The 25,973-nt window shown below is 65.0% G+C and carries 29 protein-coding genes; 18 read left to right on the top strand and 11 right to left on the bottom strand.

Annotated features, from left to right (window positions below; translation table 11 throughout):
* The first annotated feature begins 99 nt into the window (after positions 1-99).
* From ACFWU5_RS04290 to ACFWU5_RS04280, 3 genes are all read left to right on the top strand, one after another.
* On the top strand, positions 100-480 hold the full coding sequence (locus ACFWU5_RS04290) for a YchJ family protein (protein WP_379266106.1): 381 nt from the start codon (positions 100-102) through the stop codon (positions 478-480).
* Between the two features lie 18 nt (positions 481-498).
* The gene (locus ACFWU5_RS04285) at positions 499-798 is read left to right on the top strand and encodes a SelT/SelW/SelH family protein (RefSeq protein ID WP_379266105.1); all 300 of its coding nucleotides are present in this window, start codon (positions 499-501) and stop codon (positions 796-798) included.
* 270 nt (positions 799-1,068) lie between these two features.
* Positions 1,069-2,640 carry a carboxylesterase/lipase family protein gene (locus ACFWU5_RS04280; RefSeq protein ID WP_379266219.1) on the top strand — a complete coding sequence of 524 codons (1,572 nt, stop codon included), beginning with the start codon at positions 1,069-1,071 and terminating at the stop codon, positions 2,638-2,640.
* A 48-nt stretch (positions 2,641-2,688) separates the two neighbouring features.
* On the opposite strand, the gene ACFWU5_RS04275 is transcribed toward ACFWU5_RS04280, so the two are convergent.
* The 4 genes from ACFWU5_RS04275 to ACFWU5_RS04260 form a co-directional block, all read right to left on the bottom strand.
* On the bottom strand, positions 2,689-3,768 hold the full coding sequence (locus tag ACFWU5_RS04275) for a sugar phosphate nucleotidyltransferase (RefSeq protein ID WP_379240135.1): 1,080 nt from the start codon (positions 3,766-3,768) through the stop codon (positions 2,689-2,691).
* 36 nt (positions 3,769-3,804) lie between these two features.
* A complete protein-coding gene (locus ACFWU5_RS04270) occupies positions 3,805-4,710 on the bottom strand; it encodes a glycosyltransferase family 2 protein (RefSeq protein WP_379266104.1) in 906 nt (301 codons plus the stop codon).
* 11 nt (positions 4,711-4,721) lie between these two features.
* Positions 4,722-5,573, bottom strand: a complete 852-nt coding sequence (gene rfbD, locus ACFWU5_RS04265) for a dTDP-4-dehydrorhamnose reductase (RefSeq protein WP_379266103.1) — start codon at positions 5,571-5,573, stop codon at positions 4,722-4,724.
* Between the two features lie 275 nt (positions 5,574-5,848).
* Complete coding sequence (locus ACFWU5_RS04260) at positions 5,849-7,210, bottom strand: cation:dicarboxylate symporter family transporter (protein ID WP_379240138.1); 1,362 nt, start codon at positions 7,208-7,210, stop codon at positions 5,849-5,851.
* Between the two features lie 166 nt (positions 7,211-7,376).
* On the opposite strand from ACFWU5_RS04260, the gene ACFWU5_RS04255 reads away from it, so the two are divergent.
* Complete coding sequence (locus ACFWU5_RS04255) at positions 7,377-8,864, top strand: ATP-binding protein (RefSeq protein ID WP_379266218.1); 1,488 nt, start codon at positions 7,377-7,379, stop codon at positions 8,862-8,864.
* Here ACFWU5_RS04255 and ACFWU5_RS04250 read toward each other — a convergent pair.
* Positions 8,830-10,038, bottom strand: a complete 1,209-nt coding sequence (locus ACFWU5_RS04250; protein ID WP_379266217.1) for an RNA-guided endonuclease InsQ/TnpB family protein — start codon at positions 10,036-10,038, stop codon at positions 8,830-8,832. The two genes, ACFWU5_RS04255 and ACFWU5_RS04250, sit on opposite strands and share 35 nt — an antisense overlap.
* A 50-nt stretch (positions 10,039-10,088) precedes the next feature.
* Here ACFWU5_RS04250 and tnpA point away from each other — a divergent pair, with 50 nt between their 5' ends.
* Together tnpA and ACFWU5_RS04240 are read left to right on the top strand one after the other, a co-directional pair.
* The gene (tnpA, locus tag ACFWU5_RS04245; RefSeq protein WP_379240140.1) at positions 10,089-10,484 is read left to right on the top strand and encodes an IS200/IS605 family transposase; all 396 of its coding nucleotides are present in this window, start codon (positions 10,089-10,091) and stop codon (positions 10,482-10,484) included.
* A 48-nt stretch (positions 10,485-10,532) separates the two neighbouring features.
* Positions 10,533-11,249, top strand: a complete 717-nt coding sequence (locus ACFWU5_RS04240) for a response regulator (protein ID WP_379240141.1) — start codon at positions 10,533-10,535, stop codon at positions 11,247-11,249.
* Here ACFWU5_RS04240 and ACFWU5_RS04235 read toward each other — a convergent pair.
* The 3 genes from ACFWU5_RS04235 to ACFWU5_RS04225 form a co-directional block, all read right to left on the bottom strand.
* Entirely contained in the window at positions 11,233-12,561 is a 1,329-nt protein-coding gene (locus ACFWU5_RS04235; RefSeq protein WP_379266102.1) for a cytochrome P450, read from the bottom strand. The two genes, ACFWU5_RS04240 and ACFWU5_RS04235, sit on opposite strands and share 17 nt — an antisense overlap.
* A 97-nt stretch (positions 12,562-12,658) precedes the next feature.
* Positions 12,659-13,372: a TIGR03089 family protein gene (locus tag ACFWU5_RS04230; protein WP_379240143.1), complete on the bottom strand. Its 714-nt coding sequence runs from the start codon at positions 13,370-13,372 to the stop codon at positions 12,659-12,661.
* Between the two features lie 3 nt (positions 13,373-13,375).
* Entirely contained in the window at positions 13,376-14,800 is a 1,425-nt protein-coding gene (locus tag ACFWU5_RS04225) for an LCP family protein (protein ID WP_379266216.1), read from the bottom strand.
* A gap of 629 nt (positions 14,801-15,429) precedes the next feature.
* Between ACFWU5_RS04225 and ACFWU5_RS04220 the strand changes: the two genes are divergently transcribed.
* The 10 genes from ACFWU5_RS04220 (at position 15,430) to ACFWU5_RS04175 (ending at position 21,944) form a co-directional block, all read left to right on the top strand.
* Positions 15,430-15,696 (top strand): hypothetical protein, encoded by a 267-nt coding sequence (locus tag ACFWU5_RS04220; RefSeq protein WP_379266101.1) that lies wholly within the window; start codon positions 15,430-15,432, stop codon positions 15,694-15,696.
* 83 nt (positions 15,697-15,779) lie between these two features.
* Entirely contained in the window at positions 15,780-16,331 is a 552-nt protein-coding gene (locus tag ACFWU5_RS04215) for a DUF3558 domain-containing protein (RefSeq protein ID WP_379266100.1), read from the top strand.
* Between the two features lie 42 nt (positions 16,332-16,373).
* Positions 16,374-16,823, top strand: coding sequence for a hypothetical protein (locus ACFWU5_RS04210; RefSeq protein WP_379240146.1), 450 nt, complete (start codon positions 16,374-16,376; stop codon positions 16,821-16,823).
* Positions 16,820-18,334, top strand: coding sequence for a WXG100 family type VII secretion target (locus ACFWU5_RS04205; RefSeq protein ID WP_379266099.1), 1,515 nt, complete (start codon positions 16,820-16,822; stop codon positions 18,332-18,334). Before ACFWU5_RS04210 ends, ACFWU5_RS04205 begins: the two co-directional genes overlap by 4 nt.
* Positions 18,324-19,106, top strand: coding sequence for an ESX secretion-associated protein EspG (locus ACFWU5_RS04200; RefSeq protein WP_379266098.1), 783 nt, complete (start codon positions 18,324-18,326; stop codon positions 19,104-19,106). The genes ACFWU5_RS04205 and ACFWU5_RS04200 overlap by 11 nt, the downstream gene beginning before the upstream one ends.
* 26 nt (positions 19,107-19,132) lie before the next feature.
* Positions 19,133-19,855 (top strand): hypothetical protein, encoded by a 723-nt coding sequence (locus tag ACFWU5_RS04195; RefSeq protein ID WP_379266097.1) that lies wholly within the window; start codon positions 19,133-19,135, stop codon positions 19,853-19,855.
* 3 nt (positions 19,856-19,858) lie between these two features.
* Positions 19,859-20,173 carry a hypothetical protein gene (locus ACFWU5_RS04190; RefSeq protein ID WP_379240150.1) on the top strand — a complete coding sequence of 105 codons (315 nt, stop codon included), beginning with the start codon at positions 19,859-19,861 and terminating at the stop codon, positions 20,171-20,173.
* A 24-nt stretch (positions 20,174-20,197) separates the two neighbouring features.
* Positions 20,198-20,992: a hypothetical protein gene (locus tag ACFWU5_RS04185; RefSeq protein ID WP_379240151.1), complete on the top strand. Its 795-nt coding sequence runs from the start codon at positions 20,198-20,200 to the stop codon at positions 20,990-20,992.
* On the top strand, positions 20,992-21,393 hold the full coding sequence (locus tag ACFWU5_RS04180; RefSeq protein WP_379240152.1) for a hypothetical protein: 402 nt from the start codon (positions 20,992-20,994) through the stop codon (positions 21,391-21,393). Before ACFWU5_RS04185 ends, ACFWU5_RS04180 begins: the two co-directional genes overlap by 1 nt.
* A gap of 110 nt (positions 21,394-21,503) precedes the next feature.
* On the top strand, positions 21,504-21,944 hold the full coding sequence (locus ACFWU5_RS04175) for a hypothetical protein (RefSeq protein ID WP_379240154.1): 441 nt from the start codon (positions 21,504-21,506) through the stop codon (positions 21,942-21,944).
* A gap of 79 nt (positions 21,945-22,023) precedes the next feature.
* Here ACFWU5_RS04175 and ACFWU5_RS04170 read toward each other — a convergent pair whose 3' ends face one another.
* Together ACFWU5_RS04170 and ACFWU5_RS04165 are read right to left on the bottom strand one after the other, a co-directional pair.
* Positions 22,024-22,242 carry a DUF4287 domain-containing protein gene (locus ACFWU5_RS04170; RefSeq protein WP_379266096.1) on the bottom strand — a complete coding sequence of 73 codons (219 nt, stop codon included), beginning with the start codon at positions 22,240-22,242 and terminating at the stop codon, positions 22,024-22,026.
* Between the two features lie 64 nt (positions 22,243-22,306).
* Positions 22,307-22,723 carry a DUF4267 domain-containing protein gene (locus tag ACFWU5_RS04165; RefSeq protein WP_379240156.1) on the bottom strand — a complete coding sequence of 139 codons (417 nt, stop codon included), beginning with the start codon at positions 22,721-22,723 and terminating at the stop codon, positions 22,307-22,309.
* A gap of 110 nt (positions 22,724-22,833) precedes the next feature.
* Between ACFWU5_RS04165 and ACFWU5_RS04160 the strand changes: the two genes are divergently transcribed.
* Together ACFWU5_RS04160 and ACFWU5_RS04155 are read left to right on the top strand one after the other, a co-directional pair.
* Positions 22,834-23,421, top strand: coding sequence for a TetR/AcrR family transcriptional regulator (locus ACFWU5_RS04160; RefSeq protein WP_379240157.1), 588 nt, complete (start codon positions 22,834-22,836; stop codon positions 23,419-23,421).
* Positions 23,422-23,542: 121 nt separating this feature from the next.
* On the top strand, positions 23,543-25,012 hold the full coding sequence (locus ACFWU5_RS04155) for a phytoene desaturase family protein (RefSeq protein ID WP_379240158.1): 1,470 nt from the start codon (positions 23,543-23,545) through the stop codon (positions 25,010-25,012).
* Here the strand turns inward: ACFWU5_RS04155 and ACFWU5_RS04150 are convergent.
* A complete protein-coding gene (locus ACFWU5_RS04150; protein WP_379240159.1) occupies positions 25,009-25,959 on the bottom strand; it encodes a cation diffusion facilitator family transporter in 951 nt (316 codons plus the stop codon). The genes ACFWU5_RS04155 and ACFWU5_RS04150 overlap by 4 nt on opposite strands.
* Positions 25,960-25,973 lie beyond the last annotated feature (14 nt).

The following is a 25,973-nucleotide window of genomic DNA, read 5'->3' as shown; positions in this document are numbered from 1 at the left end:
ACTCCCCAACCACTTCCCGGCCGCCGCGCACTCGACGTCAGGCCGGGAGCCAACAATCGGGCTACTGAGCGCCCGCTGAATTCCCGGAGAGGCGGACCAGTGAAGGCGTGTCCGTGTCGACGCGGTGAGGCGTTCGAGGACTGCTGCGGACCGATCCTGGCGGGCGAGAAACCGGCACCGACCGCGGAAACGCTGATGCGCTCGCGCTACACCGCCTACGTCGTCGGCGATGTCGACTACCTGCGCCGCTCCTGGCACCCCAGCACCCGCCCCGCCGACCTCGAACTCGACGGCGACCAGCAGTGGCTGTTCCTCGAGATCGTCGGCACGCAGGCAGGCGGCCCGTTCGACGACAACGGCACCGTCGAATTCATCGCCCACTACAAACTCGACGGCGCGCGCGACGCCATGCACGAACTCAGCACCTTCGTGCGGGTCGACGGGGCGTGGGTCTACCTCGACGGGACCTTCCAGGCCTGAAACGGGGATACTGCAGAAGTGCCCCGCATCGCGATCGAATACTGCACCCAATGCCGCTGGCTGCTGCGTGCCGGCTGGATGGCGCAGGAACTGCTGACCACCTTCGCCACCGAGCTGGGCGAGGTCGCCCTGGTACCCGGCGAGGGCGGGATCTTCCGCATCACCCTCGACGGCGAACAGCTGTGGGAACGCAAAGCCGACGGCGGGTTCCCCGACATCGCCGTCCTCAAGCAGCGGGTACGTGACCGGATCGCGCCCGACCGCGACCTGGGGCACACCGACCGCCGCGAAGACGGAACCCAGCACATTCCCCGCTAACAATCGCGATGCCAACCCCTCCGAGGCTGGACGGCTAAGAGCCGGACCCGTCGAGCCCGCTGCACACCCCACCGTCGCCGCCGTGATGGGCGGCGATAACCACCGCCCACCTGTACCGCGGAGTAACTGTTACCTGCGGAAATGGTGCGTTGGGCGCGCGCATCCCCGGGTCACACGTACTCTCGTAGGAAGTCACCAGGTGCTACGACCGCCGGGAGCAAATGCTCAGGCACCCGCGCTGTCGTGCCGGCTAGGAGGTGTGCGATGAGCATGGAGACCGAACTCGACCACGATCTGCCCACGCGCGAGGCCGACCCACTGGCCGACACCGAGTACGGAACGGTCAGCGGAACCTGGGACGGACCGGTCGCGGTCTGGCGCAGCCTCCCCTACGCCGCCGCACCCGCGGGCCCCGCTCGCTTCGCCAAGCCGCAGCCGCCCAAACCATGGGACGGCGTGCGCGACTGCGTGGTCTTCGGCGACATCGCCCCCCAGGCCATGGGCGCGATGGTGCCCGTCGACTCGGACCTGCAGATGGGCGAGGACTGCCTGTGGCTCAACGTGTGGTCCCCGCGCCCCCAACCCTCCGACGACGAACCGCGCCCGGTGCTGGTGTGGATCCACGGCGGCGCCTACTGCCTCGGCACCGCCGCGCAGACCATCTACGACGGGCGCAAGCTCGCCGAGGCCGGCGACGCAGTGGTCGTGTCGGTGAACTACCGGCTCGGGGTGCTCGGATTCCTCGACCTGTCCAGCTTCGGCGAACAGTTCACCGCCAATCTCGGCCTGCACGACCAACTCTCGGCGCTGGCGTGGGTGCGCGACAACATCGCCGCGTTCGGCGGTGATCCGGGCAATGTGACGCTGTTCGGCGAGTCGTCGGGCGCGGGATGCGTTACGGCACTGCTCACTTCGCCCGCGGCGGCAGGTTTGTTCCACAAGGCGATTGCCCAGAGTCCGCCCGCTACTACCGTTTTCGGTCAAGAGCGCGCAGCGATTGTCGGGCAGCGCTATCTGGAACTGCTCGAACTCGGTGCGGGACACGCGAATCGACTGCTGGAGATGCCGATCGAACAGCTCGTCGAAGTCGGCGCGGTGCTGTTGGACGAGGTGCCGACCAAGGAACCCGGCAGGCTCGCGGCCGCGCCGGTGGTCGACGGAGATCTGTTGCCCGCGTACCCGATCGATCGATTCCAGCAGGGACGTTCGCATCGGGTGCCGTTGCTGATCGGCACCAATCGTGATGAGGCGTCGCTGTTTCGGGTATTGCGGTCACCGATCATGCCGGTGACACCCGACGCGGTGAACGCGATGCTGCGCGACGTGGCGGCCTCACACCCGGAGATGGCGCCGGAACGGATCGCCGAGATCACGTCGGCCTACCCGGATCTCACCAAAACCCGTGGGGCACTGGCGATGTCGACCGACGCGGCCTTCCGAATGCCCGCTGCCTGGGTAGCCGAAGGACACGCCCAGCATTCGCCGACCTGGATGTACCGCTTCGACTACGCGACCCCGATGTTGAAGGCCGCCAGGGTCGGAGCGGGTCACGCGACCGAATTGCCTTATGTCTTCGGCAATTTCGGCACATTCAACCACGACCCGACCTTCTGGCTCGGCGGTCGCAAGGCCTCGGTCGCGGTCTCGGGTCGTATGCAACGCCGGTGGTTGGCCTTCGCCGAACACGGTGTCCCCGCCGCCATCGACGGCTCCAAACACTGGCCGCACTATCGTCCCGCGGCGCGCACCACCCTGCTCATCGACACCATCGACCGCGTCGTGGACAACCCCGACGCCGACCTGCACAGCGCATGGGGAGATCAAGCCGTCGGCTTCAGCTAGAACAGCACAACGGCGGGCCACCAGCTGGTGACCCGCCGTGGCGAAGTGTCAGACGTCGGTCGAGAAGCGGATGCCGCCGTCAGGAATGACCACGCCCGGCCACACCCGCGCCCCACGCAACAGTTCACAGCGCGCACCCACATGGGCACCGTCGCCGATCACACCGTCACGCACCAGCGCACGCGGCCCGATCCGCGCACCGAACCCGATGATCGACCGCTCGACAGTCGCGCCCGCTTCGACCACAGCACCGTCGAAGATCACCGCACCGTCCAGCCGCGCGCCCGCACCGATCTCGGCACCACGTCCGACCACGGTCCCGCCGATCAGCAGGGCACCCGGCGCCACCCCGGCACCCGGATGCACCAGCGACTCACCACGCTGACCCGGCAGCGCGGGCGACGGAGCGATCCCGCGCACCAGGTCGGCGGAGCCACGCACGAAGTCCTCGGGAGTGCCCATGTCGCGCCAGTACGACGCGTCCACGTGACCCTGCACGCGCGCACCCTCGGCCAGCAGCGCGGGGAAGACCTCACGCTCGACCGACACCGGACGACCGGTCGGGATCTTCTCGATGTACTCGCGGCGGAACACGTAGCAACCCGCGTTGATCTGGTCGGTCGGCGGATCCTGGGTCTTCTCCAGGAACGCGGTGACCCGGCCGTTCTCGTCGGTGGGCACGCAACCGAACGCCCGCGGGTCGCTCACCCGCACCAGGTGCAGGGTGACGTCGGCGTTGGTCGACTCGTGGGTGTCCAGGATCGCGCCCAGATCGGTGCCGCCGAGCACGTCGCCGTTGAACACCATCACGTTGTCCGCGCGCAGCTTGGGCAGCACGTTGCGGATGCCGCCGCCGGTGCCCAGCGGCTCGGTCTCGGTCACGTACTCCAGGTCAAGACCCAGCTCGGAACCGTCACCGAAGTGCTCTTCGAAGACCTCGGCCTTGAACGACGTGCCCAGCACCACGTGGGTGATCCCGGCCTCGGCGATGCGCGCCAGCAGGTGCGTCAGGAACGGCAGCCCGGCCGTGGGCAGCATGGGCTTGGGCGCCGAGAGGGTCAGCGGACGCAGCCGCGTGCCCTGTCCGCCGACGAGAATGACCGCGTCGGTGCCTGCATTGCCTGCCATCGAGTTTCCCCTGTTCACAGTGATAAAGACGCCTGTTCAGGCGCCGGTTCGAGCTTGCTCACGCAGCGCCGATCGAACCGCAATCTTGGAGCGAACCGCAAGTCCGGCACGCAACGCGCCCCGAAGCGGTGCCTGCCACCAGTGTGGATGCCGGTCGGCCTGGAAGCGGTAGGCGCTGGCGTGGTGCGCGGGCAGCATGATCTCCGGGTGACGCCCCGCGGCATGACCCTTGGCGTGGGTCACCTCGGCGTCGGGGACGAACACATTGTGCCAGCCCGCCTTACCCATGCGGTCACCGAAGTCCACGTCCTCCATGTACATGAAGTAGCGCGAGTCGAAACCGTCGATGGTGTCGAACGCGGCGCGACGCACCAGCAGGCACGAACCCGACAGCCAACCGACCACCCGCTCGGAGATCTGCTCGTTCTCCTGACGGTAGCGCACCGACCAGGGGTTCTTCGGCCAGATCGAGCCGAGAATGGCGTGCCCGGCGCCATCGGCCAGGCCGGGAACCTGTCGTGCGGAGGGATAGATGCTGCCGTCGGGCTCGCGCACCATCGGCCCGATCGCGCCCGCGCGCGGCCAACGCTTGGCGGCCTCGAGCATCTTGTCGATGGAGTTCACGCCCCAGCGGATGTCCGGATTGGCCAGGATGACGAATTCGATCGACGGGTCGATCTCGGCCACAGCGCGGTTGATCGCACCGCCGTAGCCGATGTTGCCGCCGGTGTGCAGCAGCGTCACGTGTGAGTTGGCCTGCGCGACCAGTTCGGGCACGCCGTCGGTGGAACCGTTGTCGGCCAGGATCACCTGCGGCTTCTCGCTGGTGGCGTCGGCCAGGGTGGTGATGAAGTGGTCGAGGTGCTCGCCCGGCGAGTAGGTCACCGTGACCACGGCAAGGCCTGCGGGGGCTGGAGAATCGACTGCTTCGCTTGCGTTCACGACTGCGCAGCCTAGTCGGACAACCGTGCGAGTGCGTCGGTGAGTGCGATCCGCCAGGGGCGCAACGGGGTCAGACCCGCCGCGTTCCATGCCGCGGGTGACAGCACCGAATACGGCGGGCGGGGTGCCGGTCGGGGGAACGCGCTGGAAGGGCAGGGCAGCACGCGCGCGGGGTCGGCACCGAGGTCGGTGAAAACGGCCGCGGCGAGATCGAACCAGGTGGCGGTGCCGGAATTTGTGGCGTGCAGCACAGTCGGGGCATCGGGGCGGGTGCTCAATTCCAGCAGCGCGGCGGCCAGGTCGGCGGCGCTGGTGGGGGAGCCGAGTTGGTCGTTCACCACGGTGACGGTGTCGCGTTCGGCTTCCAGGCGGCGCATGGTCGCGACGAAATCCCCCTGGACACCGGAATACACCCAGGCGGTCCGCACGACATGCCCGCCCGCTTCGAGAACGGCCTGCTCACCGGCCAGTTTGGACTGCCCGTAGACCGTTTCGGGTCCGGTCCGGTCGTCGGGTTCATAAGGCGTGTGGGCGGTTCCGGGAAAGACGTAATCAGTGGAGACGTGAATCAGCCGCGCGCCCGCCTGCGCACACGCGGCCGCGAGCACGGCGGGTCCGGTCGCGTTCGCGGCGAAAGCGGCTTCTACGTCGGTTTCGGCGGCGTCGACCGCGGTGTAGGCCGCGCAGTTGATCACCACGGCACCCGGCGTGAGGACGGCATCGACAGCCGTCCGGTCGGTGATATCGAGTTCGGCCCTGCCCAAGCCACGCGCGGTGGGAGCCAGGCGCAGGATCTGGCGCCCCAGCAGACCGCGTGCGCCGGTTACGATCAAGGCAGCGGGGGCGGGGAAATCGGCGTTCACGCGGCCAGTTTGGCACGCCGGGGCACCTGCGGTGGTAACCATGCGTTAGCGTCTATCTCGAATTTCGTACTTCCCCGCCACCGACGCGGCAGAAGCTGGGGAATTTGAGTACATCACGACTGCCCGTAATACTTTGCAATGCTGTGGGTTTGACCGTGCCCCACACCGACGCTGCGTAGTGCAAGAACAATCTGTTTCTGTTTCACCCTGCGCGCGGTAGCGCTGCGGGACGCGAAATGCCCCGCGAAATTTCATCGCGGGGCATTTCGACAGTTCTACTTCGCTTCGACCGCCTGTGCTGGAACAGGTTTGGTGAGTTTGACTTGATCGATCTCGTGATCGTCGACCATCGTCTCCTCGTCGAACGGCAGTTCGCGATCGAGTACGCGCTTGGTCCGGTCGGCGTCCACCGTCTTGGTCCAAGTGCCGATCAGCAGCGTGGCCACGGCGTTGCCCGAGAAGTTGGTCAGGGCGCGGGCTTCGGACATGAAGCGGTCGATGCCGACGATCAGGCCGACCCCGTCGAGCAGGTCGGGCCGATGGCTTTGGAGGCCGCCTGCGAGGGTGGCAAGGCCTGCGCCGGTGACGCCCGCGGCACCCTTCGAGGCGATGATCATGAACAGCAGCAGGCCGATCTGTTCGCCCAGGTTCAGTGGTTTGCCCATGGCGTCGGCGATGAAGATCGAGGCCATGGTGAGGTAGATGGCGGTGCCGTCGAGGTTGAACGAATAACCGGTGGGCACAACAACTCCCACGGTCGTCTTCTCCACGCCCGCGTGTTCCATCTTCGCGATCAGTCGCGGCAGTGCCGATTCCGACGACGAGGTCGCCACGATCAGCAGGTACTCGCGCGACAGGTACCGGCACAGTTTCAGGATCGAAACACCCGACACCATCCGCAGGATCACGCCCAGCACACCGAACACGAACACCAGGCAGGTCAGGTAGAACGCGATCATCAGTGTCGCCAACTGCACCACCGCCGACCAGCCGGTGCGCCCGACCACGTTGGCGATCGCGCCGAACGCGCCGATCGGGGCCAGCCACAGGATCATCGACAGGATCCGGAACACCAGCTTCTGCATCAGCGAGACCGCGCGCAGGATCGGCGCGCCGACCTCGCCCATCGCCTGCACCGCGAACCCGACCAGCAGGGCCACGAACAGTGCCTGCAGCACGCTGCCCGCGGTCAACGAGGACACCAGTGTGGTGGGCACGATGTTCTGGATGAAGTCCCACGTGCCGCCGGCGCTGTGCGCTTGATCGGCGTACTTGGCCCCCACACCCGAGGCGCCGACGTTGAGCCCTTCGCCCGGATCGATCAGGTTGCCCACGACCAGGCCGATGCCCAGCGCCACGGTCGACATCACCAGGAAATAGCCGATGGCCAGGCCACCGACCTTGCCGACCGTGGCGGCGGCGCGCACCGAACCGATACCCAGGACTATCGTGCAGAAGATCACCGGCGCGATCATCATCTTGATCAGGTTCACGAATAGGGTGCCCAGCGGCGCCAGTGACTGACCGAACTCGGGTGCCACCCGGCCGACAATGACGCCGGCCACGACGGCGATGATCACCGCGATGTACAGCCAGTGGGTATGGTCGCGTTTCCGCGCTGCGGTGGTATCGCTCATGCGCACCAGCGTGAGCCACTATTGTGACGGCCGTCTCTTTGGTCCATAAGTTTCATTACGATGCATAACGTTCAATCAGATCCAGGTCGGAGGCAAGAGAGTGCGACGAGGACGACTGTCGCTCGCGGGACAGGCCTTCGTATGGCAGTTGGTGGTGTTGGCGCTGATGATCGCGGCCAGCACGCTGCTGGCTGTGCTCGATGCCAGGCGCGACCACGATGTGGCCGCGGAACTGCAGGTCAGGGACGTGGCAGTGACGGTGGCACGGTCGCCGTCGACCTTGGCCGCGGTGAACTCGCCGTACCCCAGCGGCCTGCTGCAACCGACCACCGAGCGGATCAGAGCCGCCACCGGCGTGGACTTCATCGTCGTGATGGCGCCCGACCGCACGCGCTACACCCACAGCAACCCTGACCTGATCGGCAAGCCGTTCGTCGGCAGCATCGACGGCGCGCTGGCCGGGCAGACCCTGACCGAGACGTTCACCGGCACGTTGGGCCCCTCGATCCGCGCGGTCACGCCGGTGTACGACAACGGCCGGGTGGTCGCGCTGGTCTCGGCCGGGGTCACCAGGTCCAAGATCAGCACGCAGGTCGCCTCCCAGTTGCCGCTGATCCTCGGGGTGGCTGCGGTGGGTCTGGCACTGGCCGCGCTGTCGGCGTTCCTGATCAGCCGCAGGCTGCGTAGGCAGACCCACGGACTCGCGCCCGACGAACTGCGGGCGATGTACGAGCACCACGACGCGGTTCTGCATTCGGTGCACGAGGGCCTGATGGTGTTCGGCGCGCAGTCCGAGGCGGCGGAGGTGGTCAACGACCAGGCCCGCACACTGCTCGACCTGCCCGACGGCCCCGTCTACCGCGGCGACCTGCCCGTGTCGTTGCAGCAGATGAGCGACGGTGTGGTGCGCGACGAGACGCACGTGACCACCGACCGGGTGCTGCTGGTGAACCAGGACCTGGTGAGCTGGGAGGGCCGCGAGATCGGCACCGTGCTCACCATCCGCGATCAGACCGAGTTGCGCGCGGTGCTGGGCGAGCTCGATTCGGTGCGCGGGTTCGCGGAGTCGCTGCGCGCGCAGGCCCACGAGGCGGCCAACCGGCTGCACACCGTGGTCACCATGGTCGAGCTGGGCCGCCCCGATGAAGCGGTGGCCTTCGCGACCGAGGAACTGCAACTGTCGCAGGTGCTGATCGACCGGCTGCTGGCCGCGGTCGGTGACGCGGCGCTGGCCGCGTTGCTGCTGGGCAAGGTCGACCAGGCCGCCGAGCGTGGGGTGAGCCTGGCGATCAGCGAGGACACCGCCCTGGACTCCACCGATCCGCTGTCGGCGCACGAGACGGTCACCCTGATGGGCAACCTGGTCGACAATGCGATCGATGCCGCGTCGGGCACGGTCGACAAGCGCGTGGAGGTGTCGGTGTGTCACCGTGACGGCGCGCTGTGGGTGCGGGTGTCCGACAGCGGGCCCGGCATGTCCGCGCAGATGTTCTCCCGCGCCGCCGAGCGCGGCTACACCACCAAGTCCGATCACGCGGGCCTCGGCCTCGCACTGGTGCACCGCCTCGTCGATCGACATGGCGGCACCATCACCACCACGGCCGCACCACACAGCGCGGTCATCGTTCGCATTCCGTTGAGGGAGAAGTCTTAGCCCTTCCCAAGACCGAAGTCGCAGGATTCCCAGCTCGGACCGCACCACACGCACCCAAAGGAGGAGGCGAGCAGTGTCTTACGTCGTCACCACTGACACGGTCGAGTTCTACCGTGGCCAGGATTACCCTGGCAGCGTTGCGGTCGCGATCTGCGGTGTGCCCACAGTGCTCGCACCGAAAGATCCTTTCGCCCAACGCAAGCCGCTGCTTGGCTCTCGCAGAACAGCTTGCGCAGGTCATAGTCGTAAATGCAGGCGGCACCAACACCACTCTCCGGGCCGCCCGCGTACCGCGTTCGATCAGTTCGCGTTTCGCTGCCCCAATCGCCGCATCGGCGGCCTTCTTTGCCATCGTCGACCGTGCAAGGAACCGAGGTTTGAAATCCTCGACCGCGATCGTGTGATGGTTAGCAACAACCGCGCGCGCCCACACTCGCGCTGCATGCGTGTTCTGCCTGGCAGCCTTCTTGTGCAGGCGGGCGGCTTCCCGACGGGCTACGATGTATCCGCGCGATGCGGCTTGGCCACGAGGACCACGGCGGCGAGCCATCTTCCGTTGTGCGCGAGCGAGTTCCGCCGCACATCGATGCCGGTGTCCTGGATACGCCAGATCAAAAGCGGGGTTTGTGGTCGTTGCGGTGGTTGCAACACCCCAGTCAATACCGATCGAACCCGTCGCGGAAGCAGCGGGACTGAGTGGGCGGCGGGTGACAAACGACGCATACCAGTGACCCAAGGAATCCTTGAATACGCGAACAGAGGTCGGCGGCGACGGCAGTTTCCGCGACCACACCACCGGGATGGAAACCTTATTCGGCAACCGCAATCTGCCGTCTCGGACGGTGAACCCACGCGTGGTGTACTCCATCGACGGCAACGAAGTCTTGCGAGACTTGACCTTTGGTCTGCGCGTTCCTTTCACCTTGAACGATCGATCCAGGGCAGCAGCGTAGGTTCTCAGCGTCTGCTGTTGAGCGACTTGAGATCCTTCCCGCAACCACGGTGTGCGGGAACGTATTTCGGTGAGCATTTTCGACAGTCGCACGAATGTCGGCCTGGAGCCGCTTCGCTGCTGATGCACGGCTTCGTTCCACAGAAATCGGCATCGGTGCCATTCAGCCTCGAGCGTCCGCGTCGCCTGCACGCCGGGGCGCAAGCGATAGGTGTAGCGCACAATCTCGTCCACACCGTGAACTATACAGCTGCATGCTATATAGTCAATGTGTGGATGGGATCCAATCGAACAATCATGTCGTCTACCGCTGCATCTACGACGTCATCTGGTGCCCGAAATACCGACGACCAGTCATCAGCGGACCAGTGGAACAACGTCTCGCACAGATCGTCGAAGAGGTATGCGCCGAGCGCGCTGGTTCGATCGTCAGACTCGAAACCATGCCCGACCAAGTCCACCTTCGAGTCGGATGCGATCCCCAGTACGGCATTCACCGACTCGTCAAACAGATCAAGAGCCGCTCCTCACGGCTCCTGCGCGACGAATTTCCAACACTCAAATCCCGGCTCCCCACCTTGTGGACCAACTCCTATTTTGTCGCCACCGTCGGCGGCGCGACCCCGGAAGAAGCTGCACATTATGTCGAGAATCAACGAACCGCGTGAGTCTCACACCCCACGCCCATTGGTGCAGGTCCGACCAGGGCAATCCCGATGATCCGGGTCCTTATCGTCGAGGACGAGCCGTTGATCGCCCAGGCACATCGGGCGTATCTGGAACGGCTCGACGGGTTCGTCACCGGCGGGGTGGTCCACAACGGCCGTGACGCGTTGCGGATCGCCGCCGACGCGATCGCGCAGGGCACGCCGTTCCACCTGGTGCTGATGGATATCGGGCTGCCCGATATCAGCGGTCTCGATGTGGCCGCGGCGTTGAACGGGTTGCAGCCGCGTCCCGATGTCATCGCGATCACCTCCGCGCGCGAGCTGAACATGGTGCGCAGCGCCGTGGCGCACGGTGTGGTGTTGTACCTGCTCAAGCCGTTCACCTTCGCCGCCTTCCGCGAAAAGCTGGAACGCTACCGCGATTTCGACACCGCCCTGCCCGCGGGCGAGGCGGCGCTGTCGCAGTACGACATCGACCGCGCCCTGGGTGCCCTGCGCACCGCCGACCAGAAGGCCGGCGCGCCCAAAGGCGTTGTGCAGCACACTCTCGAGGAGGTCTCGCGCGCGGTGCGCTCGGCCGAAGCCGGCATCACCGCCACCGATGCCGCTGCCGCAGTGGGGGTTTCACGAATCACCGCGTGGCGGTACCTCGAGAAGCTGGCCGACGACGGTTTGGCCGAGCGCCGCGCCGACTACGGCCGCGCAGGCCGTCCGAAGACCCGCTACCGCTGGCGCGCGAGCACCCCACTCACGCCGGACGCGTAGCACCGGCCAGGTCGTCGGGGGCCTGCGTGCGCGCGACCGGTCCGAGGTCGACCGGCATGTGCTCGAAACCGTGCAGCGTGAACAGGTTTCGACGCACCGGTTCGCCGCGTAATCGCAGGTTCGGGTAGCGGGTGTAGAGCGCGCGCAGGGCGTGCACGGCTTCCATTCTGGCCAGGCTCGCGCCCAGGCACGCGTGGATGCCGCTGCTGAACGCCACGTGCTCTTTGACATTGGGACGGTCGATATCGAACCGGTGCGGCTCGGGGAAGACGGCCGGATCACGGTTGGCCCCGGCCAGCGACAGGATGACCGTGCTCATCGACCGCAACCGCACCCCGTCGATCTCGATGTCCTCGAGCGCCTGCCGCGAGGTGGTCTGCACGGGCGGATCGAACCGCAACGTCTCCTCCACCACATCGGGCCACCGTTGCGGGTCGTCGCAGGCCAGGGTGAGCTGGTCCGGGTTCGCCGACAGTGCCGCCACCGCGTTGCCAATCAGGTTGACCGTGGTCTCGAAACCCGCGCCCATGAGCAGACTCGCGCCCGCCTGCAGTTCCGGCAGACTCAGGTCGCCCGAACCGACCAGGGTCGACAGGATGTCCTCGCCCGGTGCGCGGCGCAGGGTCGCGATGTGGTCGGCGAGGAAGTCGTCCATGTCCTGGATCGCGCTCATCGCGGCGCGGTAGGACTTCCATGATGTGCCGATGTCGAGCAACGGGGTCACCTTGTCGCCCCAGTCGAGGAATCGGTCACGGTCCGCGGGCGGGAAGCCGAGCATTTCCGCGATGATGGCGATCGGCACCTTGGCCGCGAAATCGGTGATCAGGTCCACCGATCCGTGCGCGGGCATGGCGTCGAGCAGTTCTGCGGTGACCACTTCCACCCGATCGCGCAGCCTGGCGATGGCACGCGGGGTGAACGCCGAGGCCACCGGTTTGCGCATTCGCGTGTGTTCGGGCGGGTTGATCACCAGCATCGACGGCGCCTCGACCGGGTTGGGCGGCACCGTGACTCGCTCGGCGAGTTTACGCCACGGGGCGGGCAGATCGGTGCCAAGGGCCGGTCGCACCCCGAACCTGGGGTCGCGCAGGATGGCCCGAACGTGCGCGTGATCGAACGTCGCGTAGGTCAGCGACGTCCTGATCACGCCCCCCGGCTTCCGCAGTTCGTCGATCAGCGGATAGGGATCGTGCAGCCCCTGCTCACCGTTGAGCAAGGTCGCGAACGGGTCACCGCGACGTACCTGTCGTCGCAGGATCATTCGCGGCGCCCCGTGTTCGGCCGACCAGCGCACCCAGTACTTCGCGTTCATCGCCACCCCTTCGTCGAAGACTTGCTTCCACAGTACGGGCGGGGTGTGACAGACAACACGTACTCGGGGTGGACCCGAACCGATACCCAGGTAGGAGCTAGCGGCGAACGGTCACCTTCTCGGTGACCACCCGATGTTCCACGGCGGCGGGATCGGGATTGACCACCTGCACCAGCGAGGCCCCCGCGAACAGCACCGCGACGAACCCGTCGATCAGCTCCTCCACGGTCTCCCACGGCGTACTCGACAACACCCGATCACCGGCGGAAAACCCTTGCAGCGCAGCGGATTTGCGCGCCATGGCGAGCACCTGATCCACCGAGAGACCGTCGATGGCCGCGCGAAAACCGCCGGGCAGGAACTGATCTCCGTGCACCCGCACCGCGGTCGCAAAATCGGTGACGCCCACGGGCAGGTCGCGCACGGGCGTGCCCATCGCGTCCAGCGACAGCACCGCCACCTCGCCGACGCCGTCGGCATCGTCGATCCGGTCGGGGGTCACCAGCGCGAGATCGGCGTCGGGGTCGGGCTGCAGCACCACTTCTGTTCCCGCCCACCAGCATCCGAGCAGCACCGCGGCGGTCTGCCAGTGCGCGGGCAGCAGCACCGCGACCCTGGCGCCGGGGGTGAGCGCGAACTCGTCGCGGATCAGGTTGGCGGTCTTGGCGGCCCAGTTGGCCAACGTCAGGCCCGACAGTTCGATCCGGGCACCGGTGGCGTCGTCGTACCAGGTGACGCGCGGTCCGGCGGGATCGCGTTCCAGGATCGGGTCGAGCAGGGCGTCGGTCAGGGTCGAATTCGGCTCACGCATGGGTCAATTCACACATTTCGGTCCGTTCTGGCCTGCGTCGATCGGCGGGGCGGGCGGTATCGGGGAGGCGGTCGCCGAGGATGTCTGGTCGAGATCGAACATGCCTGCCGCGGCCGAGCCCGGACCAGAGTAGTCGCTTGCCACGACCACGCTCACCGTATCCGCCGACAGTGTCGGATCCGCGACCACGGTGAGTCCGCCCAGTGCCTCCGCGACGGCCGCCGCTTTCGGGTTGTCGGTGTCGGCGGCCAGCACGCGACTGGAGTTCACGCTGCCGCCGGTGTAGTTGCCGACGGTGCCTTCGGCGAAACCCTTGCCGGTCAAGGCCGCTGACACCTTGCCCGCGAGACCGGTGGCGCCGCCCGCGTTGAACACGCTGACCGTCACCGTCGAGTGGTCGAACTTCGGCGCGTCGTCGGCGGGTGCCGGTTCCTTCTTCTCCCCGACCAGATCCGCGACGAAACTCTGCACGGCCTTCGGGTCGACCTTGACCACCGATTCCCCGTCGGAGGTCATGCTGTTGAGATCGGCCACCGGGATGGTCTCGAATTCGACCTTGCCGCCGGACAAATCCTTGAGCTGCTGCAGGAAGGCCAGCACGTCCCAGTCCTCGTCGAGCACCACCGTGCGCCCGACCGCCTCGCTGATCTCGCTGAGCTTGCCGGGGTTGGCCAGTGTTTTGGCATTGAGCAGCTGACCGACCAGTTGCGCCATGAATACCTGCTGACGCACGATCCGGTCGATGTCGCCGCGCTCGAGATTGTGCCGCTGCCGCACGAAACTCAGCGCTTCCTGCCCGTCCAAACGTTGCTGCCCGGCGGGAAAGTCCGCGCCCGACATCGGTTCGTCCACCGCCTGATTCAGGCACACCTCGACGCCGCCGACCGAGTCGGTGAGCAGCACGAAGCCCAGCAGACTCACCTCGGCGTAGTGGTCGACGGTGATGCCGGTCAGGTTGGCCACGGATTTGATCAGTGCCTGCCTGCCCGCGGCGGTCGATTCCTTCTCTGCCTCGGCTTCGGACTTGCCGTCTTCGAGCAACTCGGCGCGTTCGGTCTCCTTGGTCGAGCCGTAGGCAGAGTTGATCTTGGCCTTACCCTGGCCGCCGATGTCGACGTAGGCGTCGCGCGGGATGGAGATCGCGGTGGCCGAGCGGCCGTCGTTGGGCACGCGGATCAGCACGATGGTGTCGGTGTTGGTGCCCACTTCGTCGCCCGCGTGCAGCATGGCTTTTTCGGCGCTGGTGAGCGGGTTTCCGTGCGCGTCGGTGCGGCTGTCCACGCCGACCAGCAGGATGTCGACGGCGCCGTCGCGGCCACCACCGAGGCCGAGTCCGCCGATCCGGTCGATGTTGGCGATCAGGTTGTCCACACTGCGCCACGCGAATCCGGTGAGGCACAGCACCAGCACCGCCGAGATCGCCACCATGAGTTTGGCCGGGCCGAAGGCGCCCGCAGGCGTGCTGACCGGTCTTGTCGACTCTCGCACTCGTGCATCCTCTCGACGAACTCCGCGCCCGGTCCGCTACTCCCCGGCAAACACCGCCCTTGAGGTTACCCCGAGCTCGCCCGCAGACGCCGATCGTGATCGGCGTGGATGCCGGGATTACGACCCTGTACACGCGTTCGCCTGCGGAGATGGTGTGAGACCGCCCCGCAGCTGATCTCGGGAAGGCAATTGTCTGTGAAACAGGACTACCCTGCCTTGGGGCAGGGAATCTCCGTTTGTCGGGGGCTGGGTTAAATCAAGATCGCACTTGTCATCTTCATTTGATGCGAATCGGCTGGGCGGGTTGAACTTTCGACCGCGTGCCGCTGACCAGTACGAACGATGGATCTGACCGCCGTCAACAGCCGCTGACCCAGACGAAGGGTCCGGGTGCTCGGCGCGTCGAACCTCGAACAAGTAGCCGAATCCAGCGTGCGCGGGTGCCTACAGTGTGAGCCGCGGTCCAAGCGCCGCGATTGCCCCTTCGCGATACGATCCCGAGTGCTGCCGAGGGTGTGGGGCCGCATCAGCGCCGGGGCCACCGGTATCCGGGGGAGGGAGTATCGGGCGTGGATCCGAATCAGATTAAGGCGATTCATCAAACATGGGAGTCGGTACCCGCCGAACTCGACGCGGCGACACAGGTCGTCGCCGGAATCGAGGATTCCACGGCAAAAGGGTGGGGAGGCGACGCTGCGGGCGTGTCCACTCTGGCGCTCGCGGGGTTCTTGTTGTCCGCGCGGAACCTGGTTGATCAGGCCGCACAGGTCACCGTACCGGCGAAGCTGACCCGCACCGCGATCGAAAGCGCCCATGGAGCAGGTCGGGAGAATTGATCGCGAATCGAGGGAACCGAAGCACAGCTGGGCGCGTCCAAGATAGTAGAAGGAACTTCTCGGCTCGGATCGAAGGTGGCGTAGTGGAGCGAAGTGCAGTTACCGCAGCAGTGGCTGCGCTGGCAGTGTTCACCGCCGGATGCAGCTCCGTGGGCGACACTCCAGCCCCGGAAAGTACCTCCACTGCAACATCATTGGCTGCAGAGGTGCCCATCGGGTACAACCCGTGTACAGACGTGCCTGCAGCGGTCATGGCCGCCGAACGGCAGGAGTCCACCGGTCGCGCTGACGCTGACGCTCCGAACGGCGTCAAGTGGCGGGGCTGCGGCTGGGTGATGAACACCGGAAGCGGCTACGGCGTGCGCATTCGAACGACGAACCTCACGCTGTCCATGGTCCGTGACCGAAACCTCCCAGACACTCACGAGTTCGCGATCGAGTCCCGCCAGGCGGTGTCGACTCGGCGGGAGAACGATGACACCGGGTGCTGGGTGAACGTCGAGATGAAGGGCGGCACTCTCGAGTTCTTGATCGATAACCCGAAGTCCAACAAGGACACCGGGCAAATCGATGCGTGCCAGATCGCGAAGGATCTGGCAGTGAAGGTCGTACCGTCCATACCAGCCAGTGCCTGAGCGCGAGCATTACGAAGTTGACAACCGGGAGGGAAACCGCACATGGCCGAGCAGAGCCCGTTGGCGAATCTGATCACCGAGAGCCGCAACGGCCAGTTGACAGTTCGGATGGACCCGGAGGAGTTCGCGAGGGTGGACCGCGAATGCGCCAACTTCCAGAAGGTGATACGCGACGTCCAGACCACCATGAAGGAGGTCGCGGATATCTCTACTTGGGGATTCGGTGACCATCAGGGCTCCAATTTGACTTCGGCGCAGACCATCGCCGACCGCTTCCGCAAGAAGTCCATGGGCGGAGAGAACAACTTCCACGCCATCTTGGAAGAGCACTGGCTCGTTGTCCAAGATATCCGGGAGCTCCACGTCGCGATACGTGATCAGTTCATGGAAGCAGACGAGTCCTTCGCCGCGCGGTTCCGAGCTGAAGCCGAAAGGATCGCGCCCCTTACAGATCCGAACGGGCAACCAGGTGTGACGGGCTTGCCGCGATGACCGCCACCGAGGATCCGCAGATCCCGCCGCGCACGGAAAATCCGTACTCGGCGACGTGGGAGCATCCCACGATCAAGAAGACCTTCGACCAGATTCAGACCGAGCAGGCGAACGACGCAGCGGCGAAATACGTTCAGGCCAAAGAGAAATGGGAAACCGGTCTTGAGACCTTCCGGCGGCGGATGAACACCGTTATCGCCGAATCCTGGGAAGGCCAATCCGCGGAGGCGTCCAAATCCGCGATCGCCCGCTACACCTCCAGTGGTAGTTCGCTCACGGATGCTCTCGGCGCGATGGCGACCCAGATCACCGCCGCCGCTGACGCGGCGACGAGGACCAAGAACGCGATGCCCGCTCCGTATGAAACGGTGGGTTTCACACTCGACCACATGCCGTGGAACTCCAAGGTCCGCGAGGGCCAGCGACGCGAAGCCGAGGACGAAGCGCGCGAGAAGATGGAGCTCAACTACGTCAAACCGTTTGCGTCCGTTGATGGTTCGCTTCCGGCTCTTGCAAGTCCCGTCAGCGCGACAAAACCTGTCGATATCGCTACCCCAGTCCTGCCTGAGGAAAATCCCGACTCGTCGAGCGTTCGAGACCCGAACACTTCGGGCGACAACTCTGCCAAGCCCGAGCAGGGGAACGAACCCGAGTCGTTGCAAGAGCCGACCTCCGGTGAGCCCACCAGGGATGATTCCGGCGACGCATCGGACAGCCCGACGCAGAACCTACTCAGCGATACAGACTCCACACCTGCCAGCACAAACCCGGCTGCCACAGTCCCGGCGGGTACTGTTCCCGCGGCGACCGTGCCGACTTCGCCCACGATGGGGAGTCCAACCAGTGCGGCGCCCCACGTTGGCGCTCCGGCAAATCCCGCAATCGCTGGCGGCCCAGGAGCACCCGGTACAGCGCCGGTGCCGGGGCGGACGGTTCAAGGCGTACCGCTACCGGCTGTCGGCAACCCGGCAGGTTTGGCGGCGACGACAGCGTCAGGGGCTGGTGGGAGATCTGGCATGCCGGGGATGATGGCTCCGGGCATTGGCGGAGCGAGAGGCAAAGACGATCAGGCTGGAGAGCACAAGCGGGCCGACTACCTCGTCAACCGGCACAACACGGCCGAACTTCTCGGTACGGCTACGAATCCGCCAGTGAGTCCAGCCGTGTTCGGTGGCGACGCACTGGCCGCCAGGACGCGCGCACCAGAGGACTCCACGCCAGCACGGGCCCAGCCGAACACCGAGGACACCCGCCCGGCAGCTATCCGGCAAGATCTTGAGCAATCCCGACCGGCTGATCGGCGGTTATCGACAATCCCCAGCTCAAGTGCTGGGGGTCCGAGTCCCGCTGCCTCCCAACGAATTCCCGAGGATCGACGGCCGGCAGGTCCAGACAAGGCACCGCCGCCCGCGGAGGAATCGCGACTCGCACAGATGCGGCGCAGTGTGGACGGGCCTCGGCCGGTGGGCCCGCTGCGGCGACGGTCGATGGGGACACCAAATGGGGAGTAGATGGACGACGTTGACGCCGGATGACTTCGCGGCCCTATGGTTCTCTGCCGCCAACGACCGGTTCCCTCCGCTGCTTCGCTACAACAGTCGGTTCGAGTACAAAGAACAGTACGAGGCCCACCGTGCGAGAGTGAGCGAAGGTCTCTCGGACGACGAAATGGACAAAATCCGGCACGCGTTCCACACCGTCGCGACGGGCGATGTGCGAATCGAAATTCTCGGCGGTAGACGTAGAGGTCGCACCGGTACTGGAGATATCCACGAGTACCGGGTGCTCGGTGTCCGCACCGCATCCCACGCCGTGATCCTCGTGCAGGCAGCCGTCGGAGGCATAGACGGGTCGATCAGCATTTTGACGTGTCAACCTGAATCCCTCGGCGGCATGTTGGCGAAGGCCATACCGCCTTTGAACCAGGGACAGCGCCGGCCAGCGACTTTCCACCACCAAGACTTACGGTCGACGACGGACGAACATTTTCGCGATGCGAAGCGCGAATCCGCTCGCACGGAGTTCAAGCGACTTCTCCGTCGCCCTATCGACGGTGGTGGTTGCGCGGAGGTGTTCGTGGGCACGATCAGTGATCGCAACGGTGCGTGGGATTCGATCCAGTGGCACGACGTCAGCGAAGACGGGCGATACACGGAGCGGCACACCGACGACCACATCGAGGTCCGGCCTGCAACTCCACAGGAGTTGGCCAGAAACTTCACATTGTGGGTCGAGGATTCGGAAAAGTGGCTGCGGGAAGACCGCGAAACAGCTTGGAATTAACCAGATCAAAAATTGAGGAACTGACCATGAATGACGAAATTCTGGGCCGAGCTGCGCAATATCGCGCATACGCGCAGGAGACCCAACGCATATTTGCCGAGGCGGTGACTCCACTTGCGCGGAAGGTGCGCGGGACGGACTCCACTAAAATGGTTTACGTGACCTTGGGTTCACGGAATGAGTTTCTCAGGGCCGAAATATCCGAAGCTTGGGAGCAGCGCATCCACGCCTCCGATCTTGGCATGGCCGTGATCGAGGCGGCAGAGGACGCCGAGCACTCCCGCTCTGCCGCCGACTGTGACACCGTTGTCAACACAGGCATTCTCAGCCACCTGGATTCGTTGAGGGTGGAGGACTTCCCGACAGTACCGGCCGTGCTTCCCCAACAGGATTCCAACGTTCGTGGACTGTCGCTAGACCGAATAATGAGCGACGTTTTTAGCCTTTCCGAGGCTGCCAAGGAGTCGCGCGAGCACGCTGAAGTGATCGGTGGCAGCGAGGGGGCGGACGGCTGGGTAACGGTCACACTGGATCCGAACGGCTCGATTGTCGATTGCACTATCGGTGAACAGTGGGCGGCCGGGCGCAGTGGCGCAGCGATTTCATGGGCGTTGGACGACGCGGCGGCCCACGCGCGTCAAATCCTGACAAGGGGCGCAGGTTCAGCCGACCTCTCGTCGCAAGCGGATCAGGCCATCGCGAATGCAATAGCATATCTTGCGGAGCTCAATCAAGAAACGGGGAAATAGAAGGTGTCACGACCCAGTGCTGGAGAAATAAAGGTAGCGACGAACGACCTTCGTGCCGAGGCGACGGTGTGGACTCAAGGGTCTGAAACGTTGACCGGTTTGGCGAGCAAAATTGAAGAGCTGAAATTCAACCGGGTCGAAGCCGGTCTCTTTCAGGCGCTCGTGACGACACACTCCGAACTTGTCGAAGATGCCGCAAAGCGGTGCACGGAAGGTGCCCCTGCTTTCGCAAATACCGGAACCACGCTGAAGTTCGTAGCAGACAAGTACGACGAGGAAGATCAGGTGTATGCAGACCAGCTCAAAAATATCTGGTAGGCCAACCATATCCAGGGAAGCGGCATGACTGAATTCAGCGTTGAACAGTTCGAAGGCGTCATCAGCGAAATCGAGCGCAGAATCGGGGAAATCGGGAAGCAGATGGACTCGGTTCCAGGGATTGTCGCGAACGCCGTCGACAACTGGTGGGTCACCGAGGGAATGGAGTCCGCTGTCAGATGGACTGGAAATAAGATAGTCGAGTTCGCGAAGTGGCTCATTGAGACGGTCACGGACCTCCTGAAGGGCGTCGCGGCACCTGTGTACATGGCCATGTGCGCCTGGGACTGGTTTCAGATTCGCGAGGATGCATCCCAACTAGCGGCCAATGTTGATCCCTCCCTTTTGAAGTCGAGTAGCGAATGGAAGGGCGATGCGCAATGGGCGTACCGGAACGCCGCGGCTGCACATAACGCTGCTGCGAAAAGGATCAGCGATGTGGGGAAGGAAGCAACTGCCGCGCTCGGAACTTCAGCAGCAGGAGGATTGGTCTTCTATGGAGCCATTCTCGGCATCGTTATCAAGGCCGGAATCGCTATGACCGGTGGTCTGACGGCAATTGCCTCCGTCATCTTCTCGTGGGAAGGCGCGGGCCTGATTCTACTGGAAGCGGCTTCGGACTCCGCCTGTATCGTGGCGGCCATCGCAGCAGTAACGGCGCTGATCAGCGCGCAATTGAAGACGATGTTAGATCTCAAGACCGCCGCAACTGATCTTTCTGTGTTTCCGCAGGGAAAATGGCCCGATGCTAATACCGGCACGTTCGATAACGCAACACGGTTGGATGGTACCGCTGAGTGGTCGATAAGGACCGGATAATGGATGTTCCGACGCGCGCTCGGCGAGCCGAGGCTACAGTATACGCGCTCTTCATTGCTGTCATCGCTGGAATGCTGGGACTCCTGACCTGGGCGATGAGCAGTGCCGAGGAAGGTGCTCCGACGTGGGCGCAGATGGTTTTCGTAACGATTTCCTCGGTCACTGTTGCAGTATCAATCTTCAGTGTCGTTGTATTGTGGGCGGGGCACCGAATGAAGCCGCTTGTTCGAACCGTCGCATTGTCGATATTAGTGCTGAATTCAGTGGTGTTCGTGATTTCTGCCAGCTGGTTGGCGCTCGAAACAGAAGGCCAAGGCATCAGCTATCTTCTCATCCTTGTGTTGCCGATCGGAATGGGGATGGCCAGGGTGATCTATTGCGTACCGGCTGCCGCACGGTGATGTTCGACTGCCATAGAGTGGGATCTTCGAATGAAGACCGCTACTTGCGCTATTGAACCGTGCCGCAACGTTGAACTGAGAGGCAGTCAGTGAAAGGCCTAGGCAGAGAAATGGATGCCTCGCCGAGGCGCGAGCGGATTGTGCCTGTCGCGGCGTCGATATCGGCGTTGATCCTATCCATCGTCACCGGTGGCTTCGTTCTTGTTACCGCATTCATGATCACCGGCTACGAACGATACGTGAGCGGGCATACTTCTGGATGGGTCGAGGCCGTGGCAGTGGTTCTGTTGTGTCCATCGTTGGCTATGGGTGCCGGTTCGATCCTGATGTTGCGGCGGCGAAATTTCGGCAGAGTCGTGGTCGCGGTGATCGCATTGTTCGGGACTGTGACGGTCGGGCTGATAGCCGCTGCTCAAGCGGTTGACGGCGAAATCGCCGTGGCGGTGAGGGTTGCGGCAGTCGCGGCTGCCCCAGGGGTTGTGCTGATTTTGTCCACAAACCGAGCGTCGAAGAAATGGACCGAACGAACGCAAGGTCGACGGCCAAAATGATGCGCCGACGGGGGACATGCAGTAAGAAGGCCGAAAGGTCCCGCGACGAGAATTCGCGGGACCTTTCGTTGGTACTGGGCTAAATTCTGGCCCACTTGCCGGGGTTGAGGTGGAACTGGACCAGGGCGGTGGCGTGGCCGTGGCCCATGCCGTGTTCGGCTTTCAGCCAGGTGACCAGGGCGGTGTGGCCGGTGGGTTCGGCTGTGGCGAGGAGGGTGAACCACTCGTCGACGGGGCGGCCGTACTTGGTTTCGATGGTGGGGAAGTAGGACGCGGGGCCGTGTGGTGTGTTCGCCATGTGGTTCCTCCTCGGGGGGTTGCTCGTTATCGGTGAAGACGGGGTGGCGGGGCGGAATTCATCGCTATGCGGTGACGAGCTCGCGTTCGGTCGAGCTCACGCGGCGCTCGCGGATCAGCAGCACGCCGGCCAGTGCTACCAGGATCGCGGTGAAGCCGTGGACGCCGAGGGCGGTGGCGGTGGAACCGTTCCAGCTCAGGATGGTGGTCATGTCGCCGAACGGGGTGAGGGCGGTGGCCAGCATGGCGATGCCGAGGGCGAAGCGCTGCTTGAAGGCCAGCAGGCCCAGGATCACCAGGCCGCTGACGATGTCGCGCACGCCCTTGATGTTCAGGAAGGCCACCGCGTCGCCTTCGGGAACTGCGGGCAGTCCGAAGCCCGCGGCCGTGGCCTCGGGGACGATCAGGTAGCTGAGGCCGACGTAGATGATGAACAGGCCGCCGAGCAGGGAGAGGGCGGTGGCGATGCGCGAGGTGGTCATGAGGTGCTCCTTGGATCTTGTTGCTTGCTCTGAAATCTAGCGGCGCTAGGTGTTGATAGGAACGATAGCCCACTCTCGCTATCTTGTCTAGCGCTGCTAGAATTTCGAGCATGAGCACCCAGCAGCGCAAGGAACGTGAACTGGCGCAACGGCATCAACGGATCATCGATGCCGCGCGCGACATGGCCGAGGCGGAAGGGTGGGAGGCGGTCACCATCCGAAAACTGGCCGACAGCATCGAATACAGCCAGCCCGTGCTCTACGGCCACTTCGCCAACAAGGCGGCGATCGTCGGCGCTGTTGCCCTGCAGGGTTGCATCGACCTCGCCGAGCGGTTGAAGTCCGCGCGTGAGGCGGCCACGACGCATTCCGAGGTGATCGCGAACGTCGCTCGCGCCTACCTCGACTTCGCCACCGCGCACCCGGCCGTCTACGACGCCATCTTCGGGCAGAAGACCGACCTCAACTTCGGCCTCGAAGCGCCGGAGCCGCTTCGCGACGCCTTCGGGGGGCTCGAGGCGATGTTCGCGCCGTACGCGGAGGGGGATGATCTCGGCGCGCGCACCGAGGTCGCCTGGGCTTCCCTGCACGGCTTGGCCACGCTCGATCGCGCCGGACGTCTGCGCCCCGAACTGCGCGAACGGCGAATCAACTTGCTGGTCGACGGCACCAGCGAGGTGGTGGAAGGCTCGGCGTGACCATCCGTGCGCGACCAGTGAATGCTCAGCGCGGTGAGCGAGCACTCGTCGGCATCACCGTCGCGCCCGCGTAGGTTGGAGGTGACGACGCAAGTCGACACAGGTCGAAGGGACGGCGGCAATGGCGGAAGTCGTAGTAGTCGGTTCGGGGCCCAACGGGCTGGCCGCCGCGGTGATCGCGGCGCGCGCCGGATTGTCGGTGCGGGTCCTGGAAGCGCAGGAACAGGCGGGCGGCGGATCACGCACCGCCGAACTCACGCTGCCGGGTTTCTATCATGATGTCTGTGCCGGTGCGCATCCAATGGCGTTGGCATCTCCCTTCTTTCGCGCCTTCGACCTCGAAGCGCATGGCGTCGAACTGCTCACCCCGACCGTCTCCTACGCCCACCCTCTGGACGGCGGCATCGCCGGATTGGCTTGGCGCAACCTCGAATCCACCGTCGCCGACCTCGGCCGCGACGGCCCGGCCTGGCGAGAACTGTTCGGCCCGCTGGTGCAACGCTGGACCGACGTGGTCGACCTGGCCATGTGCGATCTGCGACATCCCCCGCTACATTTCGCCGCGGGCGCCGAGTTCGCGACTCGCCTGCTCGCACAAGCATCTCCCTTGGCCAACAAGGGTTTTCACGGCCAAGTGGCTCCCGCGATGTTCACCGGCGTCGCCGCCCACGCCATCACCTCGCCGCGCGCGTTCCCCGCGGTCGGCGCCGCCCTGCTGCTGGGCACCCTCGCGCACGCGGGCGGCTGGGTGATTCCGCGCGGCGGCAGCCAGGCCATCCCGAACGCGATGATCGCCGAAATCGAAAGTCTCGGTGGGGAAGTCATCACCGGACATCGAGTCGACGACTTCGCCGAACTCGCCACCGCGCGCGCCGTGCTGTTCGACACCTCACCCGCGGAACTGCTGCGCGTGGCCGGTGACCGGCTGCCGACCCGATACCGCAACAGCCTCGGCCGTTTCCAATACGGCAACGCCGCCTGCAAGGTCGACTTCGCCCTGTCGGGTCCGGTGCCATGGGCCGCGCCGGGTGCCGACCTGGCGGGCACCCTGCACGTGATCGGTGACGCCGCGGAATCCCGGCGCGCCGAAGACGAAGTCAACGCAGGCAGATTCGCGAAACGCCCCTACGTGCTCGCCATCCAACCCGGCGTCGTCGACCCGACCAGAGCCCCCGCGGGGATGCAGACCTTCTACACCTACGCCCACGTCCCCAACGGCACCGACCGCGACATCAGCGAACAGGTGATCGACCAGATCGAACGCTTCGCCCCCGGCTTCCGCGACCTGATCCTGGCGAAACACGTGACCCCCGCGGCCTTCATGCCCGCCCACAACGCCAACTACATCGGCGGCGACATCTCCGCGGGCGCAATGACCACCCGCCAGACCATCTTTCGGCCACTGGCGCGCTGGAACCCTTACAGCACACCGATTCCCGGCACCTACCTGTGCTCGTCCTCGACCCCGCCGGGCCCCGGCGTACACGGCATGTCCGGCCTACACGCCGCCCACCACCTGCTACGCAACCGCTTCGGCATCGTCACCGACCCTCTCGACCTGCTACGCGGCGCGGCGCCTGCCTACCGCTAGGTCTTCTTCGACGGTGCGTCGTGGACGAGATCGGGCTTGAACACGTCGGGTTCGAGATAGATCGTGCAGGAGTTGGGGACCGCGGCGTGGATGCGGTCGCCCGCGGCGTCGATGGCCTCGCCGACCTGGGTGATGTCCAGGCCCGCGTGCATCGCGATCTTCGCGTTGATCAGTAGGTCTTGGGGGCCCAGGTACTGGGTCTGCATGCGGATCACGCGTTCGATGCGGGGATCGGACAGCAGCGCCGAGCGAATCGCGGTGTCGTCCTTGGCCGTTGCGCCTTCGCCGATCAGCAGGCTCTTGGTCTCCACGATCAGGATCGTGGCGTTGCAGCCGAGCAGGATGCCGATCAGCAGGGTGCCGATGCCGTCCCAGATCGGGTTGCCGGTGATCATCGACATGCTCACGCCGCCGAGGGCGAACAGCAGACCCAAGATCGCGCCGGCGTCTTCCAGCAGCACCACGGGCAGTTCAGGATTGCGCGTGTTGCGGATGAAATACCACCAGGAGTTCTTGCCCTTCAGCGGCTCCGACTGTTTGCGCGCGGTGAGGAAACTGCTGCCCTCTAGCACCATCGACACACCGAGAATCCCGATCGCGACCCACGGCGAGCTGATTTCCTCGGGGAACCGGATCTTGTGGATCGCCTCGTTGATCGCGAACAGGCTGCCCATGATGAACAGCACCAGTGCCACGACGAACGAATAGAAATACCGGTTGCGCGAGTAGCCGAACGGGTGCAGCTTGTCCGGTGGCTGGTCGGCGCGGTTGTGGCCGACCAGCAGCAGCGCCTCGTTGCCGGTATCGGCCACCGAGTGCACCGCCTCGGCCAGCATCGACGACGAACCGGTGATGAACGCACCGATGAACTTCGCCACCATGATGCCCGCGTTCGCCCCGAGTGCGGCGAGGATCGCGATCTTGCTGTCTCCACCTTGCTCGGCCATACCGGCAGGCTACC

The sequence above is a fragment of the Nocardia sp. NPDC058640 genome (genome assembly GCF_042716995.1).
GTDB lineage: Bacteria > Actinomycetota > Actinomycetes > Mycobacteriales > Mycobacteriaceae > Nocardia.
The sequence above is the reverse complement of the archived record's forward strand: the minus strand, read 5'-3'. Positions and strand labels throughout refer to the sequence as shown.